General features: G+C 72.8%; 13 protein-coding genes. 4 read left to right on the forward strand and 9 right to left on the reverse strand.

Annotation, left to right across the window (positions count from 1 at the left end; translation table 11 throughout):
• Positions 1-47: 47 nt before the first annotated feature.
• Both C1I99_RS08935 and C1I99_RS08940 read right to left on the reverse strand, forming a co-directional pair.
• Positions 48-380: a nuclear transport factor 2 family protein gene (locus tag C1I99_RS08935; RefSeq protein ID WP_111133736.1), complete on the reverse strand. Its 333-nt coding sequence runs from the start codon at positions 378-380 to the stop codon at positions 48-50.
• Between the two features lie 301 nt (positions 381-681).
• Positions 682-1,665 (reverse strand): GlxA family transcriptional regulator, encoded by a 984-nt coding sequence (locus tag C1I99_RS08940; RefSeq protein ID WP_111133737.1) that lies wholly within the window; start codon positions 1,663-1,665, stop codon positions 682-684.
• Between the two features lie 103 nt (positions 1,666-1,768).
• Here C1I99_RS08940 and C1I99_RS08945 point away from each other — a divergent pair, with 103 nt between their 5' ends.
• A complete protein-coding gene (locus C1I99_RS08945) occupies positions 1,769-2,701 on the forward strand; it encodes an NADP-dependent oxidoreductase (protein WP_111133738.1) in 933 nt (310 codons plus the stop codon).
• Positions 2,702-2,737: 36 nt separating this feature from the next.
• Here C1I99_RS08945 and C1I99_RS08950 read toward each other — a convergent pair whose 3' ends face one another.
• The 3 genes from C1I99_RS08950 to C1I99_RS08960 form a co-directional block, all read right to left on the reverse strand.
• Positions 2,738-3,145 carry a DUF2267 domain-containing protein gene (locus tag C1I99_RS08950; RefSeq protein ID WP_233512416.1) on the reverse strand — a complete coding sequence of 136 codons (408 nt, stop codon included), beginning with the start codon at positions 3,143-3,145 and terminating at the stop codon, positions 2,738-2,740.
• 85 nt (positions 3,146-3,230) lie between these two features.
• A complete protein-coding gene (locus C1I99_RS08955; RefSeq protein ID WP_111133740.1) occupies positions 3,231-4,865 on the reverse strand; it encodes an MFS transporter in 1,635 nt (544 codons plus the stop codon).
• Positions 4,859-5,554 carry an SDR family NAD(P)-dependent oxidoreductase gene (locus C1I99_RS08960; protein ID WP_111133741.1) on the reverse strand — a complete coding sequence of 232 codons (696 nt, stop codon included), beginning with the start codon at positions 5,552-5,554 and terminating at the stop codon, positions 4,859-4,861. Before C1I99_RS08960 ends, C1I99_RS08955 begins: the two co-directional genes overlap by 7 nt.
• Before the next feature lie 290 nt (positions 5,555-5,844).
• Here C1I99_RS08960 and C1I99_RS08965 point away from each other — a divergent pair, with 290 nt between their 5' ends.
• Positions 5,845-7,098 (forward strand): glycoside hydrolase family 16 protein, encoded by a 1,254-nt coding sequence (locus tag C1I99_RS08965; RefSeq protein ID WP_111133742.1) that lies wholly within the window; start codon positions 5,845-5,847, stop codon positions 7,096-7,098.
• 194 nt (positions 7,099-7,292) lie between these two features.
• The gene (locus C1I99_RS08970; protein ID WP_111133756.1) at positions 7,293-8,333 is read left to right on the forward strand and encodes a sodium:calcium antiporter; all 1,041 of its coding nucleotides are present in this window, start codon (positions 7,293-7,295) and stop codon (positions 8,331-8,333) included.
• A gap of 49 nt (positions 8,334-8,382) precedes the next feature.
• Here the strand turns inward: C1I99_RS08970 and C1I99_RS08975 are convergent, their stop codons facing one another.
• From C1I99_RS08975 to C1I99_RS08990, 4 genes are all read right to left on the reverse strand, one after another.
• Entirely contained in the window at positions 8,383-9,351 is a 969-nt protein-coding gene (locus C1I99_RS08975; protein ID WP_111133743.1) for a carbohydrate kinase family protein, read from the reverse strand.
• A gap of 49 nt (positions 9,352-9,400) precedes the next feature.
• Positions 9,401-10,240, reverse strand: coding sequence for an ATP-binding cassette domain-containing protein (locus C1I99_RS08980; protein ID WP_199562057.1), 840 nt, complete (start codon positions 10,238-10,240; stop codon positions 9,401-9,403).
• Entirely contained in the window at positions 10,237-11,265 is a 1,029-nt protein-coding gene (locus C1I99_RS08985; protein ID WP_111133744.1) for an ABC transporter permease, read from the reverse strand. The genes C1I99_RS08980 and C1I99_RS08985 overlap by 4 nt, the downstream gene beginning before the upstream one ends.
• Before the next feature lie 95 nt (positions 11,266-11,360).
• Positions 11,361-12,443: a substrate-binding domain-containing protein gene (locus tag C1I99_RS08990; protein ID WP_111133745.1), complete on the reverse strand. Its 1,083-nt coding sequence runs from the start codon at positions 12,441-12,443 to the stop codon at positions 11,361-11,363.
• 233 nt (positions 12,444-12,676) lie between these two features.
• Between C1I99_RS08990 and C1I99_RS08995 the strand changes: the two genes are divergently transcribed.
• The gene (locus tag C1I99_RS08995; protein WP_111133746.1) at positions 12,677-15,232 is read left to right on the forward strand and encodes a glycoside hydrolase family 32 protein; all 2,556 of its coding nucleotides are present in this window, start codon (positions 12,677-12,679) and stop codon (positions 15,230-15,232) included.
• Positions 15,233-15,296 lie beyond the last annotated feature (64 nt).

The raw sequence follows: 15,296 nt of genomic DNA on the forward strand, positions 1-15,296 counted from the left end.
CGGCGTGGGCGGCGGGACGGCGGCGGACGAGGACGCCGCACCAGGCGTCAGGGGCGGATGTCCAGCGCGCCGATCAGGCCGTCGCGGAGGGTGAACCGGAAGCGCAGCAGGATCGGGCTGCCGGGGAACGTCCCGGACACCCGGGACGTGACGACGTAGTTGTCGCCGGCCTCCGCCTCGGCGCTGACCGGGTCGGCGGTGTAGGGGGAGCTGGCCGCCGTGCGCTCCCGCCAGGCCCGGATGGCCGCGCGCCCCTCGTGGATCCTGTCCTCGTCCGACACGCTGGCGTTCTCGGCGAAGCAGTCGACGAACGCGTCGGTGTCACCGTCGTTGACCGCCCGGTAGTAGCGGTTGATCACGTCAGGGACGACGACCGCCATGGCTTCTCCTCGCTCACGATGGCTGGCTGCGCCGGACGCGGTCGGCGCCCGGCCGGGTCGGCCCGGTGGCGGACAGCGGATCGCGCCAGGCCGGGTTCGCTTCACGGTACGAAGGACGAGACCCGCGCGGGTGGCTCCGCGCAGGTCCGCACCGAAAGAGCGGCCGGCCGGAGCAGCCGCGCTGCGCGGTCAACCGGATCCCTGCCGGCGGCCGGGTAGGGGCCCCGCCACCAGCCGGCACCTGGCGGGTGCGCGGCGAGCGGCCAGGCGGCCGGCCGTGGGCGCAGGCCGTACTGGCCCGTCACCGCCGTACCGGGTGGGCGTGCCGGCTGGCACGGAAGGTGTGGCGGTAGGCGGTGGGCGACACGCCGATGGTGGCGGTCAGGTGTTGGCGCAGTGAGGCACCGGTGCCGAAGCCCGCCTCGGCGGCGACGCGGTCCACGGTCAGGTCGGTGGTCTCCAGGAGATGCCGGGCGTGGTGGACCCGCTGCCGGGTCAGCCACTGGCCCGGTGTCATGCCGACCTCGTCGCGGAATCGGCGGGTGAGGGTACGGACGCTCATCCGCCCGTGGGCGGCGAGGTCGGCCAGGGACAGCGGCCGGTGCAGCCGCTGCAGGGCCCACTCCCGCACGGTGGTGGTGGTGGCGGCCGTGGCCGGTTCGGGCACCGGACGCTCGATGAACTGGGCCTGGCCGCCGTCGCGCCACGGCGGCACGATGCACAGCCGGGCGAGCCGGTTGGCCACCTCGCTGCCGTGGTCGCGACGCACCAGGTGCAGGCACAGGTCGATCCCCGCGGCGACGCCCGCGGCGGTGAGCACGTCACCGTCGTCGACGTACAACACGTCGGGGCGGACCTGCACCGCCGGGAACCGCCGCTGGAAGTGCGCCGCCTGCCGCCAGTGGGTGGTCGCCGGCCGGCCGTCCAGCAGGCCCGCGGCGGCCAGCACGTACGCCCCGGTGCAGATCGACATGACCCGGGCCCCGGGGCGCAGGCTGGCGAGGGCGGCGGCCAGCGGCACGGTGAGCCAGTCCCGGTCGACGTCGGTGCAGTCGGCGAACGGCGGGATCACCAGGGTGTCCGCCGTGCCGACACGGTCGGGACCGTGCGCGATCGCGACGGCGAAGTCCGCGTCGGTGGTCACCGGACGGCCGTCGAGGCTGCACGTCAGCACCTCGTAGAGCGGCTCGTCGTCGGCGCCACGCGCGGTGCCGAAGATCCGCGCGGGAATGCTCAACTCGAACGGATAGACCCCGTCGAGCGCGAGGACGACGACACGATGCATGGCCAGATCCTTGCACAAGCCGTCTTTCCTGCCACTCGATCGGCGCTCCCGCCGAGGGCAGGCTGCTGTGCGTACGGCGAACGACGCACGAAGGAGCAGGAGCATGCGGGCTATCGGTCAGGACGGCTTCGGCGGACCCGAGGTGCTCACGGTGGTCGAGGTGCCACGCCCGGAGCCGGGGCCGGCCGAGGTTCTGGTCCGGGTCCACGCCGCGGGCGTCAACCCGACCGATGCCTGGCACAGGGCCGGCGGTGGTCTCGGCGGCCGGATTGTCCGGTTGGGTTGGGACGTGTCCGGCGTGGTCGAGGCGGTGGGGCCGGGGGTGACGCTGTTCGCGCCCGGCGACGAGGTGTTCGGGATGCCCCGGCTACCGCAGCCGGCGGGCGCCTACGCCGACTACCTGGTCTCCCCCGCGCGGCACCTGACCCGCAAGCCGGCCCGGCTGTCGCACGTGCAGGCCGCCGGCCTGCCGCTGGTCGCGCTCACCGCGTGGCAGGCGCTGGTGGACACGGCGGGTGTCCGGCCGGGCCAGCGCGTCCTCATCCACGCCGCGGCCGGCGGCGTGGGCCACGTCGCGGTCCAGATCGCCAAGGCGCTCGGTACGGAGGTCATCGGCACGGCCCGCACCGAGAAGCACGACTTCGTCCGCGCACTCGGCGCCGACTCCGTCGTCGACTACACCCGGGTCGACTTCGCCTCGGCGGTCAGTGACGTCGACGTCGTCATTGACACGATCGGTGGCGAGTACGGGCCCCGCTCACTGCGTACCCTCCGCCCGGGCGGCCTCGTCGTCTCACTCGCCTCACCGGCCGAGGCGGCGCTGGCCGGGCCGGCACGCGCGCTCGGCGTCCGCGCCACCTTCATGATCGTGGAGGCCGACCAGGGTGGCATGCGGGAGATCGCCCGGCTGGTCGAGTCCGGTCAACTGCGGGTCGAGATCGACCGCGTACTCCCCCTCGACCAGGCCGCCAGGGCGCACGAACTCGTCGAGGCCGGTCGCACCCGCGGCAAGATCGTTCTCAACGTCGCCGGCTGATCGTCCGGCAGCCCGAGTGGACGGGCCGCCGCCGGCCTACGTCCCGACGCGGCGTGGTTCAAGCCGGGTGGCGGCCGGGCCGGTCAGCTGCCAGAACTCCGCCGGCAGCTGGGCGACGACGTCGCCGTACTCCTTCCCGCCGGCCGCCTCGCGCAGAGTGTCCAGCACGGCGCGCGCGCCGTCGGTCGCCGACCGGAGGTCCATCGCGGCACGTGACCGCACCCGCTCGAGGAAGTCGGCGAGTCCGAACGGCTCGGCGTCCTCGCCGGGCTTGCCCAGGTGTTCCCGCAGCTCCTGAGGGAGCCGTGCGGCGAGGTCCCGCGCCTGGCCGCCGCTGATCCGTTCCGCCAGCGTCTCGAGCGTGGCGCGGGTGATGGGCTCGGCCTGCGTCGGCGGCACCGCGGGTCGCGCCGCCACGGACTGGATGAACTGCGTGTAGTTCACCTCTGATCCCCTCTCGAACCGGATTCGTAGCGGGTACCCGCGCAGGTGGTGGATGAACGTGCGCGGTCCGCCGGGCATGGGCGGGTCACGCTTCCTCCCGGTCGTCTGTCAACGTCCGGCCGGCGGCGGCGGGCAGCAGGTGACGCACCTCCGGCTCGCCGTCGGCGAGTTCCCGGGCCCGCTCCTCGGCCTCCTGGTCGGCTCCGGTCAGCCGGCCCCCGTGCTGGCGCAGGTGCTCGTCCCAGGACGGCACCAGGTACACCTCGACGAAGCGGTCCCGGGCCTCGCCCTCGCGGAACAGTCCCCACCGCATGGCGCCGGTACGCTGCCGCGACCCGCGCACGAGGTCCATCGCGCGGAGGAACTCCTGTTCCCGCTCGGCCCGGACGACGTAGGTCACCACCACCAGCACCGGGCCCACCCGGGGGTCCGGTTCGTGCGCCAGTTGCAGCCGGGGCCAGTACGTGGCCGGATCCTTCTTCACCCCCCGCAGGTCCGGCAGCGGCCAGATCTGGCTGGTCACCGCGCCGACCAGCATCAGCGCACCCGCGGCGAGGAACGCGGCGACCAGCCCGCCCGCCTCGGCCGCCAGGCCCCAGGCGAAGGCGCCCAGGGCCTGCCCGCCGGCGAAGACCACCTGGTAGATGGCCAGGCCCCGGGCGCGTACCCAGCCGGGCAGGAAGAGCTGCATCTCGGCGTTGACGTTGGCGAGCACCGTCACCCAGGCCAGCCCGGCCGGCAGCAGCGCGATCAGCACCACGGGGACGAGGCGGACCGTCCCGACCACGATCAGCGCCGCGCCGTACAGCAGCCCGGCCACCAGCAGAAACTGGTTGGCGGATATCCGCGTCCGGGTCCAGGGCAGCAGCAGCCCGCCGAGGATGGCGCCCACCCCGAGGGCGGCCAGCAGCAGCCCGTAGCCGCTGGAGTCCATGCCGAGCCGCCGGTCGGCAACCAACGGCAGCAGCGCCCACAGCGCGCTGCCCGGCACCAGGAAGACCAGGGCGCGCCGGAGCAGCCGGCGCACGATCGGCGAGTGCCGCACGTACCGGCCGCCGGCGCGCAGCGCGGCGGTGAAGCGCTCCGGGACCTCGACCGCCCGGGCGTTGCCGGGCCGCCAGCGCACCAGCGCGTACGCGAAGACACCGAACGCCACGGCGTTCAGGGCGAAGACCGGGGCGACCCCCACCCGGGCGATCAGCACACCGGCCGCGGCCGGCCCGACGGCCCGCGCCACGTTGACGCTGATCGAGCCGAGCGCGGAGGCCGCCCGCAGCTGCTCCTGCGGCACCAGCTCCGGGATCACCGCCGCCCAGGCCGGCAGGGTGAGCGCCTGCCCCACGCCGAACGCGAAGGTGAGGGTGAGCAGCAGCGCCGGCGGCATCCGACCGGTCGCGGTGAGCAGGGTCAACGCCACCGCCACCACCACCAGGAACAGCTGCACCGAGATCAGCAGGTGGCGCCGGTCGAAGGTGTCGGCCAGTGCGCCGGCCGGCAACGCCAGCAGCAGCACCGGCAGCAGGCTGGCGGTCTGCACCAGGGCGACCAGCGTGGCGGCGTTCGGCTCGTCGATGAGCAGCCACTGCGCGCCGACGGTCTGCATCCAGGTGCCGATGTTGGCGGCGAGTAGCGCCAGCCACAGGTTGCGGTAGACGGCGGTCTTCAGCGGCGCCCACGCCGAGACCGGGCGCTCGGCGGCGATGCCGGCGGCCGTCACCACCGCCCGTCCGCGCGCAGCACGCGCTCACCGGAGACGTAGAGGTCGTCGGGGGCGAGCTGGAGCAGCCGTACGACCTCGGTGGCGACCTGCTCGGGCTGCGCGTACACCTCGTCGAGGAACTCGGCGCCCGCCCGCTCCTGCAACCGGGTCGGCATCGGTCCGGGATGCAGCTGCATCACCTTGATCCGGTTGCTGTGCTGGGCCTCGGCCAACGACTCGATCAGGCTGGTGCCGTAGCTCTTGGTGGCGCGGTAGACGGGGATGCCCGGCCGCGGCTTCACCACCGCCATCGCGCCCACGTACACCAGGTTGCCGTAGCCCTGCCGGCGCAGCTGGTGCAGCGCCTCCTTGCACACGTACGTGGTGCCCAGCGCGTTGACCTCCACGGCCCGCCGGATGTGCGCCGGGGTGAGGTCGGCCAGGTCGCCGCCCGCCCACACCGACGCGCAGGTCGCCACGCCGTCGATCGCGCCGTACCGGTCGACCACCCGGGCGAACGAATCCCGGACCTGCTCGTAGGCGGAGGTGTCGCAGACGAGGCCGGTGCAGCCCAGCTCACCGCTCACCGTGGCCACCTCGTCCGCCACGTCCCCGAGGACCGCCACCCGGTGATCGTGGGCGAGCAGGCGGGCCACCGCGAGCCCGAGGCCGCTCGTACCACCAACCACCACGAAGGTTCTGGCGCCCATGTCCCTCCCGCCGTCGCCCGGGCAGTGACGCAACGGCCGGGCCTTCCCGCTGCTGGGCAGCTCACACCTGGCGGGACGAAGTGCCCGGCACGCCCGCGCGGGAACGCGCCGGACAGGTCATTGGTAACAGTCTTGACAGATGTTTCCCACATCGAGAAACTTCACTTGGAGAGCGCTCTCATGGAACCGCGTCCCCACCCGTCAGGGCCGCGCCGGCATCGCCGGCCCGACGCGCCCGACACCCGTGCGCCCAGCCCCTCACTCCTCGACCGATCGCCAAGGAGATTCCCATGGTCAGCGCCCGTCCCCTCCGGCGACGGCGAGGTCTCGCCCTCGTCGCCGCCGCAGCCGTCGCCCTCACCGCGGCCCTCGTCCTGCCGAGCCGCGCCGACCAGGCCGAGGCGGCCATCGGCGGGATCACCTGGCAGGACGAGTTCAACGCCCCGGCCGGTACGCCGGTCGACCAGAGCCGGTGGCGGTTCGACACCGGCGGCAGCGGCTGGGGCAACAACGAGCGGCAGTACTACACCACCAGCACCAGCAACGCGGTCCACGACGGCCTGGGCAACCTGGTCATCACCGCACGCCGGGAGAACCCGGCCAACTACCAGTGCCACTACGGCCGGTGCGAGTACACGTCGGCCCGGCTGCTGACCGCCGCCACCTTCACCCAGGCGTACGGTCGCTTCGAAGCCCGCATCAAGATCCCGCGCGGTCAGGGCATCTGGCCGGCCTTCTGGATGCTCGGCAACGACATGGGCGACGTCGGCTGGCCGGACGCCGGCGAGATCGACATCATGGAGAACATCGGCCGCGAGCCGAACACCGTCTACGGCACCATCCACGGCCCGCGTTACTCCGGCGGCGGCGGTATCACCGGCAGCCGCACCATCGGCCAGCCGCTCGCCGACGCCTTCCACACCTACCGGGTGGACTGGGAACCGAACTCCATCGTCTGGTACCTCGATGGCGTCGAGTACCACCGCGTCGACCCGAGCCGGCTCGGCGGCAACCGCTGGGTGTTCGACCATCCGTTCTTCATGATCCTCAACGTGGCGGTCGGCGGCAACTGGCCCGGCTACCCGGACGCCTCCACCCAGTTCCCACAGCGGATGCTCGTCGACTACGTCCGGGTATGGGGCTACACCTCAGGCGACGGCGGCACGACCCGGATCCGGGGACTGCACAGCGGTCGCTGCATCGACATCCCCGGCGCCAACCCGATCGAGGGCGCGAAGCTGCAGATCTGGGACTGCAACACCACGGCCGCGCAGGCGTGGACGTTCGCCTCCGACGGCACGGTCCGGGCGATGGGCAAGTGCATGGACCCGGCCTGGGCCGGCACGGCGAACGGCACCGAGGTCAACCTGGTCAGCTGCAACGGCAACCCGGCCCAGCGCTTCACCCTCAACGGCGCCGGCGACCTGGTCAACCTCAACGCCAACCGGTGTGTCGACGTACGGGACTGGAACCCGAACAACGGGGGCCGGCTCCAGTTGTGGGACTGCACCGGCGGCGCGAACCAGAAGTGGTCCCGCGCCTGATCCGTCCGGTGCGAGCACGCCGTCCGATCCGCGCCCTCGGCGTAGCCGGAGGGAACGCCCGGGCGGCCGGGCCGCCCACCTGACGGCGGGTGGCCCGGCCGCCGCGAGGCACGCCTGCGGCGCCCGTCCGCCGACGAAGAGGGTCGGTGGGCGTCCGCGCGCATTCCCGTCCGGGATTGGGGAACCACCGGCCGGTGCCGGACCTCACCGCCCTGCCCTGGCCACTGCCGTGGAGCGTGGCCGTGTTCGTCCTCGCCGGAGCGGCGACCGTCGCCGGCAGCATCCGCCTCGCCGGGCTCGGCGACGCCCTCGCCGACCGCACCGGGTGGGGCGAGGCCCTGTTCGGTGTGGTGTTCTTCGGCATCGTCACCAGCCTGTCCGGCATCATCATGACCATCGTCGCCGCAGGCAGCGGTGAGGCCAGCCTCGGCTACAGCAACGCCGTCGGCGGCATCGCCGCCCAGACCACCGCCGTCGCCGTCGCCGACGCGTTCCACCGCCGGGCCAACCTGGAACACGCCGCCGCCTCGCTGTCGAACCTGCTGTCGGGCTGCCTGCTCGTCGCCCTGCTCGCCCTCGCCCTGCTGGCCAGCTACATCCCCGAGACGGCAGTCGCCGGCATCGACCCGATGTCCGCCGTCCTCGTCGCCGCGTACGCCGGCGGGCTGACCCTGATCCGCCGCGCCGGCGCCCAGCCGATGTGGCAGGCCATCGCCACCGCCGAGACCCGACCCGACGTGCCGCACGACGACAATGCCCTGAACCGGCGGCCCCCGGCGTGGCTGTGGAGCCAGTTCGCCGTCGTCGGGCTGACCGTCGCCGGCGGCGGGTGGCTCGTCGCCCTCGCCGCCGGGAGCATCATCGCCACCACCGGGCTCACCGCCGGGTTCGTCGGCGGCGTACTGATGGGCATCGTCAACGCCCTACCCGAGACCGTCACGGCCATCGCCGCCGTCCGCCGCGGCGCGGTCACCCTCGCCATCGCCGCCGTGCTCGGCGGAAACAGCCTCGACGTGCTCGCCCTCGTCGCCGGCGACCTCGCCTACCGCCACGGGTCGATCTACCACAGCGCCGGGAACGAGGAACTGCTCGCCACCACCACCAGCCTGTTCATGACCGCCACCCTGCTCGGCGGGCTGCTCATCCGGCAGACCTGCGGCTGGGGCCGGCTCGGGTTCGAAGGCGTCCTGCTCCTGGCCAGCTACGCCGCCATGATCGCCATCCTCGCCTGGTGAGTGCGGACCCGGCGGGCCCGACCCCTGGCCGCGTGAACCGGCTGAGACCTCACCGCGCGCCGGACGGCTGCGGACGGCCCTCCCCCGGGACCGGCCCGCGGTGCGCGTCGAGTTCGGCCCGGCTGGGCGGGTCGGCGCCACGGCGGGTGCAGGTCCACGCCGCTGCCCGGGCGGCCTGGCCGACCACGGCGGTGAGGGTGACGTGGTCGGCGGCGGCGAGGGCCGCCCGGCCCGCCGCGCCGAGCAGTCCCGCCTCGGCGAGCGCGGCGAGCATCCCGGCGGTGAACGAGTCCCCGGCGCCGATGGTGTCCACCACCTCGACCGGGTACGCGCCGACGTCGACGTGGCGCTGGCGGGTCGCCGCCCACGCGCCCCGGGCACCGCGGGTGACGACGACGAGCGTCGCGCCCAGCTCCAGCCAGCGCCGGCCGGCCTCCTCGGGGCGGAGCCCGGGACAGAGCCAGGCGAGGTCCTCGACGCTGACCTTGACGACGTCGCTCAGCGCCACCAGCGTCTCGATCCGGGCGCGGGCGGCGGCCGGATCGCCCATGAGCGACGGACGGCAGTTCGGGTCGAAGCTGACCATCGTCGCGGCGCGGCTTCGCCGGACCAGGGTCAGCACATCGTCGGCGCCCGGCGCCAGGACGGCGGCGAGCGAGCCGGTGTGCAGGCACTCGCCACCCGGCCCGGCGGCGATCGCCGCGCCACCGAAGGCGTTCCACTCGATGCTGAAGTCGTAGCCGGCCTGCCCGTCCGGGGTGAGGACGGTCCGGGCCACGCTGGTGCGCGGCAGGTCCAGCACCGATCCGGGGTCCAGGCGTACGCCGTTGGCATCCAGGTTGGCCCGCAACATCCGGCCGTGCGGGTCGTCGCCCAGCTGCGTCAGCAGGGTGGTGGACTGCCCGAGACGGGCCAGCGCCACCGCCACGTTGGCCGGGCTGCCCCCGGGACAGGCCGCCACCTTCTCGGGTGACTCCTCGATCAGGTCCACGAGGGTCTCGCCGACAACCGTGATCACATCGTTCCTTTCCCGGGCTTTCCGGAGCCCGGCACGTCCACGAGGGCGGTCAGGTGGTGGTACGGCCGGGGGTCTGCTCGAGGGTGGTGGCGCCGGTCATGATGGCCACGGTCTCGGGCATGGTGTGCGACTGCGGCGTCACCACGCCGGCGCAGCGGCCCAGCCGCTGGATGTGGATGCGGTCGGCGACCTCGAAGACGTGCGGCATGTTGTGGCTGATGAGGATCACCGGCAGCCCTCGCGACCGCACCTCCTCGATCATCCTGAGCACCTGGGTGGACTCCTTGACGCCGAGCGCGGCGGTGGGCTCGTCGAGCACGATCACCTTGCTGCCGAAGGCGGCGGCCCGGGCGACCGACACGGCCTGCCGCTGGCCGCCGGAGAGGGTCTCGACGGCCTGCGCCACGTTCTGCAACGTGCCGATGCCCAGGTCAGCCAGGGCCTGCGCGGCTTCGCGCCGCATGCCCTTCTGGTCGAGCATCCGGAACACGGTGCCGAGCGGGCCGCGCCGGCGCTTCTCCCGGCCGAGGAAGAGGTTGCTGGCGATGTCCAGCGCCGGGGCGACGGCCAGGCTCTGGTAGACCGTCTCGATGCCGGCGTCCCGGGCGTCCTGCGGGCGCTTGAAGTGCGCCGGCCGGCCCTCCAGGAACAACTGCCCGGCGTCCGGGGTCAGCGCTCCGGTGAGGCACTTGATCAGGGTGGACTTGCCGGCGCCGTTGTCGCCGATGACGGCGAGCACCTCGCCGGGGTAGAGATCCAGGTCGACCCCGTCCAGTCCGACGACCTTGCCGAACGTCTTGACCAGGCCGCGGGCCGACAGCACCGGGGTGCGCCGGTCGGGCTCGGCGGTGCGTGGCCGGCTGCCGGGGGTGTGCGTGGTGGCGGTCATGCCCTCACCTTCCTGATCCACTGGTCCACGGCCACGGCGAGGATCACCAGCAGCCCGACGGCGAGTACGCGGTACTGGTCGTCGACGCCGGCCAGCGACAGGCCGCTGCGGAAGAAGCCGACGATCAGCGCGCCGAGCAGGGTGCCGAGCAATGCTCCCCGGCCACCGAACAGGCTGGTGCCGCCGATCACCACGGCGGTGATGCTCTCCAGGTTGGCGTCGGTGATGGCGTTCGGGCTGGCCGCGCCCGCCCGGCCGATGAGGATCCAGGCGGTGATGCCGTAGATCGCGCCCGCCACCAGGTAGGCGCTGACCAGGACCCGGTCGACCCGGATGCCGGCGAGCCGGGCCGCCTCCTTGTCGTCTCCGACCGCGTAGACGTGCCGGCCCCAGGCGGTCTTGGCCAGGGCGAAGCCCACCGCCAGGTACAGGATCACGACCGCGACCACGCCGATGGTGATCCGGAACGGTCCCAGCGGGAACGATTCCCCGGTCCAGCTGAGCACGGGTGGCAGGTCGGTGGCCTGGACGCTCTGGCCGCCGGAATAGAGCAGTCCGATGGCGGTGAAGACGCTCAGCGTACCGAGGGTGACGATGAATGGCGGCAGCCTCAACCGGGTCACCAGTGCGCCGTTGAGCGCGCCCGCCGCGGCGCCGACCGCGACGGCGAGGCAGATGGCCAGGACACCGGGGAGCCCCTGCCCCTCGGCGAGCTTGGCCGACAGCATCATGGCCAGGATGACGATCGCGCCGACCGACAGGTCGATGCCCGCGGTCAGGATGATCAGCGTCTGCCCGACCGCGAGCGCGCCGATCACCGCCACCTGCTGCAGCACCAGCGACAGCGAGTTGGGCGAGGCGAAGCGGGGGTTGAGGGTGGCGAAGACGACGAACGCGAGGACCAGCACGAGGAACGGGCTGATCGCGGGGTGCGCGTGCAGCAGGTGCTGGACGCGTTGCAGCGGCGAGTGCCGGCGCAGGGCGAACTGCTGCGCGGCGCTGGTCGGTGGTGTCGTGGTGGTCACGGGAAGCTCCCTGCCGGTCTCGACGGAGGCGGACGTGCGGGCCGGTCGAGGGCCCGGGGCGCAGGCTCCCGGGCACCTCGACCGTGGCGGTGGATTCAGCCCCAGCAGCGCTCGGCGGCTTCGGCGCTGGTGATGCTCTCGACGCCGGTGGCGGCGGTGTCGGTGACCAGGGTGACGCCGGTGTCGAAGAAGTCGAGGCCACTGGTGACCTGCGGCTTCTCGCCGCCGTTGGCGATCTTCTTGATGGCCTGCACGCCGAGCTCGGCCATCTTCAGCGGGTACTGCTGGGAGGTGGCACCGATGACGCCGTCCTTGACCTGCCGTACCCCGTCGCAGCCGCCGTCGATGGAGACGACCAGGACCCCCTGGGTCTTGCCCGCGGCCTGCAGCGCCTTGTGCGCGCCGACCGCGGCCGGCTCGTTGATCGTGTAGACCACGTTGATGTCGGGGTTCTTCGTCAGGCAGTTCTCCATGGCGGTGCGTCCGCCGTCCTCGGCGCCCTGGGTCGGCTCGTTGCAGGCGATGGTGTAGGTGCCGCCGGAGTAGTTGCCGGTCTTCGCCTCGTCGCCGTTCTTCTTCCGGTCCGCCGTGTCGATGCCCATGCCGGTGAGGAAACCCTGGTCCCGGTTGTAGTCGACGGAGACGACCTTGTCGTTGAACAGGTCCAGCAGGGCGATGGTCGCCGGCTTGCCGGCGAGCTGGGCGGCGGTCCATTTGCCGACGAGCTCGCCCGCGGTGAAGTTGTCGGTGGCGAAGGTGATGTCCACGGTGTCGGCCGGGTCGGGCGGGGTGTCCAGGGCGATCACGTAGAGCCCGGCGTCGCGGGCCTTCTTGATGGCGGGGTTCACGCCGGGGCCGTTCGGGGTGATCAGGATGCCCTCGTCGCCGCGGGCGATGGCGTTCTCGATGGCCTGCACCTGGCCGGCCTCGTCCCCGTCCTCCTTGCCCGCGGCCACGGTGAGCTTCACGCCCTCCGCCTCCGCGGCCTTCTTCGCGCCCTGCTGCATGGTCACGAAGAACGGGTTCGTGGAGTTCTTGGTGATCAGCGATACGGCGACGCTGTCCCCTGCGTCGCCGGCGCCGCCGGAGCTGCCGCCGCAGCCGCTGACGACCATGCTGCCCGCCGTGGCGGCGGCGAGCAGCAGCGCGGTACGGCCACGGCCAATGCGCTGGATCATGTCTTCCCCCTTGGCAACCCCGGCCACCGGCCGGGCGAGCAGTGATGACAACGATGTCAGCGCAGTTTCCAGTCAGCGGCCCACCGGTGTCAATGGCATGACGAAGACTTTTCCAGAAAGTGCCCGCAACAGTGTCGCGACTGTTGACATCGATGTCAGAGGCCCGCAGGATCGCTCCACCGGGCGCCTCCGCCGGCTCGAGCGCCGGCGTCCACGACGGACGGAGGATGGGGATGAGGATCCGACGAAGAGTGGCCGCCTGCGTGGCGGCGATCGTGGTAGCGGCCCTGACCGGCGCCAGCGCCAGCGGAGCGCCAGCCGGCACCAGAGACGAGCCCTACCGCCCGCAGATCCACTTCAGTCCGGAGCGCAACTGGATGAACGACCCGAACGGGCTGGTCTGGTACCAGGGCGAGTGGCACCTGTTCTACCAGCACAATCCCGAGGGCGCGCAGTGGGGCAACATGTCCTGGGGGCACGCGGTCAGCCGCGACCTGTTCCACTGGGAGGAGCTGCCCGTGGCCCTCCCGTACTCCGCCGACGAGCACATCTTCTCCGGCTCGATCGTCGTCGACGAGCGGAACACCTCCGGCTTCGGCCGCCCCGGCGCGCCGGCCATGGTCGCCGTCTACACCAGCGCGTACCCGGCCAGCGGCATCCAGGCGCAGTCGCTGGCGTACAGCACCGACCGCGGGCGGACCTGGACCCGGTACGCCGGGAACCCGGTGCTGGACCTCGGCTCGCGCGAGTTCCGCGACCCGAAGGTGTTCTGGGACGCCGAATCCGGCTACTGGGTGATGGCGGTCGTACTGGCCACCGAGCACAAGGTGAGCTTCTACCGCTCCGACGACCTGAGGTCGTGGACCCACCTGAGCGACTTCGGGCCGGCCAACGCCACCGGCGGTGTCTGGGAGGTACCGGACCTGTTCGAGCTGCCGGTCGACGGCGACCCGCGGCGCACCAGGTGGGTGCTCGTGGTCAACCTGAACCCGGGGGCGGTGGCCGGCGGGTCGGGCGCGCAGTACTTCATCGGCGACTGGGACGGCACCCGGTTCACCGCCGACACCGTGGTGACCGGTGAGCCGGAGCCGCCGGCCGGGACGGTCTTCGCCGACTTCGAGAGCGGCGACTACCCGGGATGGACGGTCGAGAACGACCCGACGCTGGGGCCCGGGCCGTTCGGTGCCGCTCCCTATCCCGGCACGGTCCCCGGCCAGCAGCAGGTCAGCGGCTTCCGGGGCCGGTCGCTGGTCAACAGCTTCCTCGGCTTCGACGCACCGACGGGACGCATGGTCTCCTCCGAGTTCACCCTCGGACAGGACTACGTGAACCTCCTCGTCGGCGGGGGCGCGCACCCGCACCTGCCCGGCACCACCACCGAGTTCGTGCCCGCGGACGCCGAGACGGTGCTCGACTTCGAGCTGCCCGACGGCCAGACGTACGAGCAGGCCGGCTGGACGGCCAGCGGCGGGTTGCGTGGCCGCACTCCCGTGGTCGGCCCGGCCCGCTGGGAACGCGGGCACGTGGGCGAGAAGTTGCTCACCACCTTCCACGAGGCCGACACGACGACCGGCACCCTGACCTCACCGGCGTTCACCATCGACCGCGACCACCTCAGCGTCCTCGTCGGCGCCGGCGGGCATCTCGACGGCGACACGCGGACCGTGGTGGAGCTGCTCGTCGACGGCGAGGTGGTGCACACCGGCACCGGGAACTTCTCGGGCTTCATGAACTGGCGCAGCTGGGACGTGAGCGGTTACCGAGGTCGCAGCGCCCAGCTGCGCGTCGTTGACGAGCACACCGGCGGCTGGGGCCACCTGCTGGTCGATCACCTGATCGCGACCGACGAACCGGTGGCGCCCCGGTCGGTGGAGACCGCCGTCAACCTCGTCGTCGACGGCGAGGTGGTGCGGACCGCCACCGGCAGGGACAGCGAACGCCTCGACTGGGTGGCCTGGGACGTACGCGACCTCGCCGGCCGGCGGGCCCACCTGGAGATCAACGACTTCAACTCCGGCGGCTGGGGCCACCTCCTCGTCGACCACGTCATGTTCGCCGACCGGCCGGCGCGCAGCGAGCTGGAGCGCTACGACTGGGTCGACCACGGCGCCGACTACTACGCCGCCATCTCCTACAACGGGGTTCCGGGCGGCAGGCGGGTGCTCGTCGGCTGGATGAACAACTGGCGGTACGCCGGTGCCGTGCCGACCGCGCCGTGGCGCGGCGCGATGGCCCTGCCCCGGGAGTTCGGGCTCGCCACGGTCGACGGCGAGGTCCGCCTGGTCCAACAGCCGGTCCCGCAGGTCCGCCGCCTCCGGGGCGGCGGCGACGGGTTCACCCTGCGCGACGCCGTCGTCGGGTCCGGTGTGCGGGAGCTGCCGGCGGCCGCCGACGGGACGGTGCTGGAGATCGAGGCGGAGTTCGAACTCCGTGACGCCGACCGGTTCGGCCTGCACGTGCGCGCTGGTGCCGACGAGGAGACCGTGATCGGGTACGACACCGGCGCGCGGCGACTGTTCGTCGACCGGACCCGCTCCGGCGAGGTCGGGTTCAGCCCGCACTTCCCCGCCGTGCACTCCGGCCCGCTGACAGTCGACGGCGGCCGGGTACGGATGACGGTCTACGTGGACCGCTCCTCCGTCGAGGTCTTCGGCGGGGCGGGACAGACCACGATCACCGACCAGGTCTTCCCGGCGCCCGGCAGCGACCAGACCCGTCTCTTCGCCGAGGGCGGCGAGGTGCTGGTGCGCTCGCTCACGGTCCGGCCGCTGGGTTCGGTGTGGCGATAACCTGGGGTCCGATCATCAGCAGTCCGGGGGCCGCGGCCACGCACCGCGGCCCCCGGAGCCGCTT

It is taken from the genome of Micromonospora deserti, from assembly GCF_003236335.1.
Taxonomy (GTDB): Bacteria; Actinomycetota; Actinomycetes; order Mycobacteriales; family Micromonosporaceae; genus Micromonospora; species Micromonospora deserti.

Excerpts from the sequence above, each read along its gene's own strand:
- C1I99_RS08945 (WP_111133738.1), top strand. The coding sequence starts at position 1,769 with ATGCGGGCTATCGGTCAGGACGGCTTCGGCGGACCCGAGGTGCTCACG.
- C1I99_RS08965 (WP_111133742.1), top strand. The coding sequence starts at position 5,845 with ATGGTCAGCGCCCGTCCCCTCCGGCGACGGCGAGGTCTCGCCCTCGTC.
- C1I99_RS08990 (WP_111133745.1), bottom strand. The coding sequence starts at position 12,443 with ATGATCCAGCGCATTGGCCGTGGCCGTACCGCGCTGCTGCTCGCCGCC.
- C1I99_RS08940 (WP_111133737.1), bottom strand. The coding sequence starts at position 1,665 with ATGCATCGTGTCGTCGTCCTCGCGCTCGACGGGGTCTATCCGTTCGAG.
- C1I99_RS08980 (WP_199562057.1), bottom strand. The coding sequence starts at position 10,240 with ATGACCGCCACCACGCACACCCCCGGCAGCCGGCCACGCACCGCCGAG.
- C1I99_RS08995 (WP_111133746.1), top strand. The coding sequence starts at position 12,677 with ATGAGGATCCGACGAAGAGTGGCCGCCTGCGTGGCGGCGATCGTGGTA.
- C1I99_RS08960 (WP_111133741.1), bottom strand. The coding sequence starts at position 5,554 with ATGGGCGCCAGAACCTTCGTGGTGGTTGGTGGTACGAGCGGCCTCGGG.
- C1I99_RS08935 (WP_111133736.1), bottom strand. The coding sequence starts at position 380 with ATGGCGGTCGTCGTCCCTGACGTGATCAACCGCTACTACCGGGCGGTC.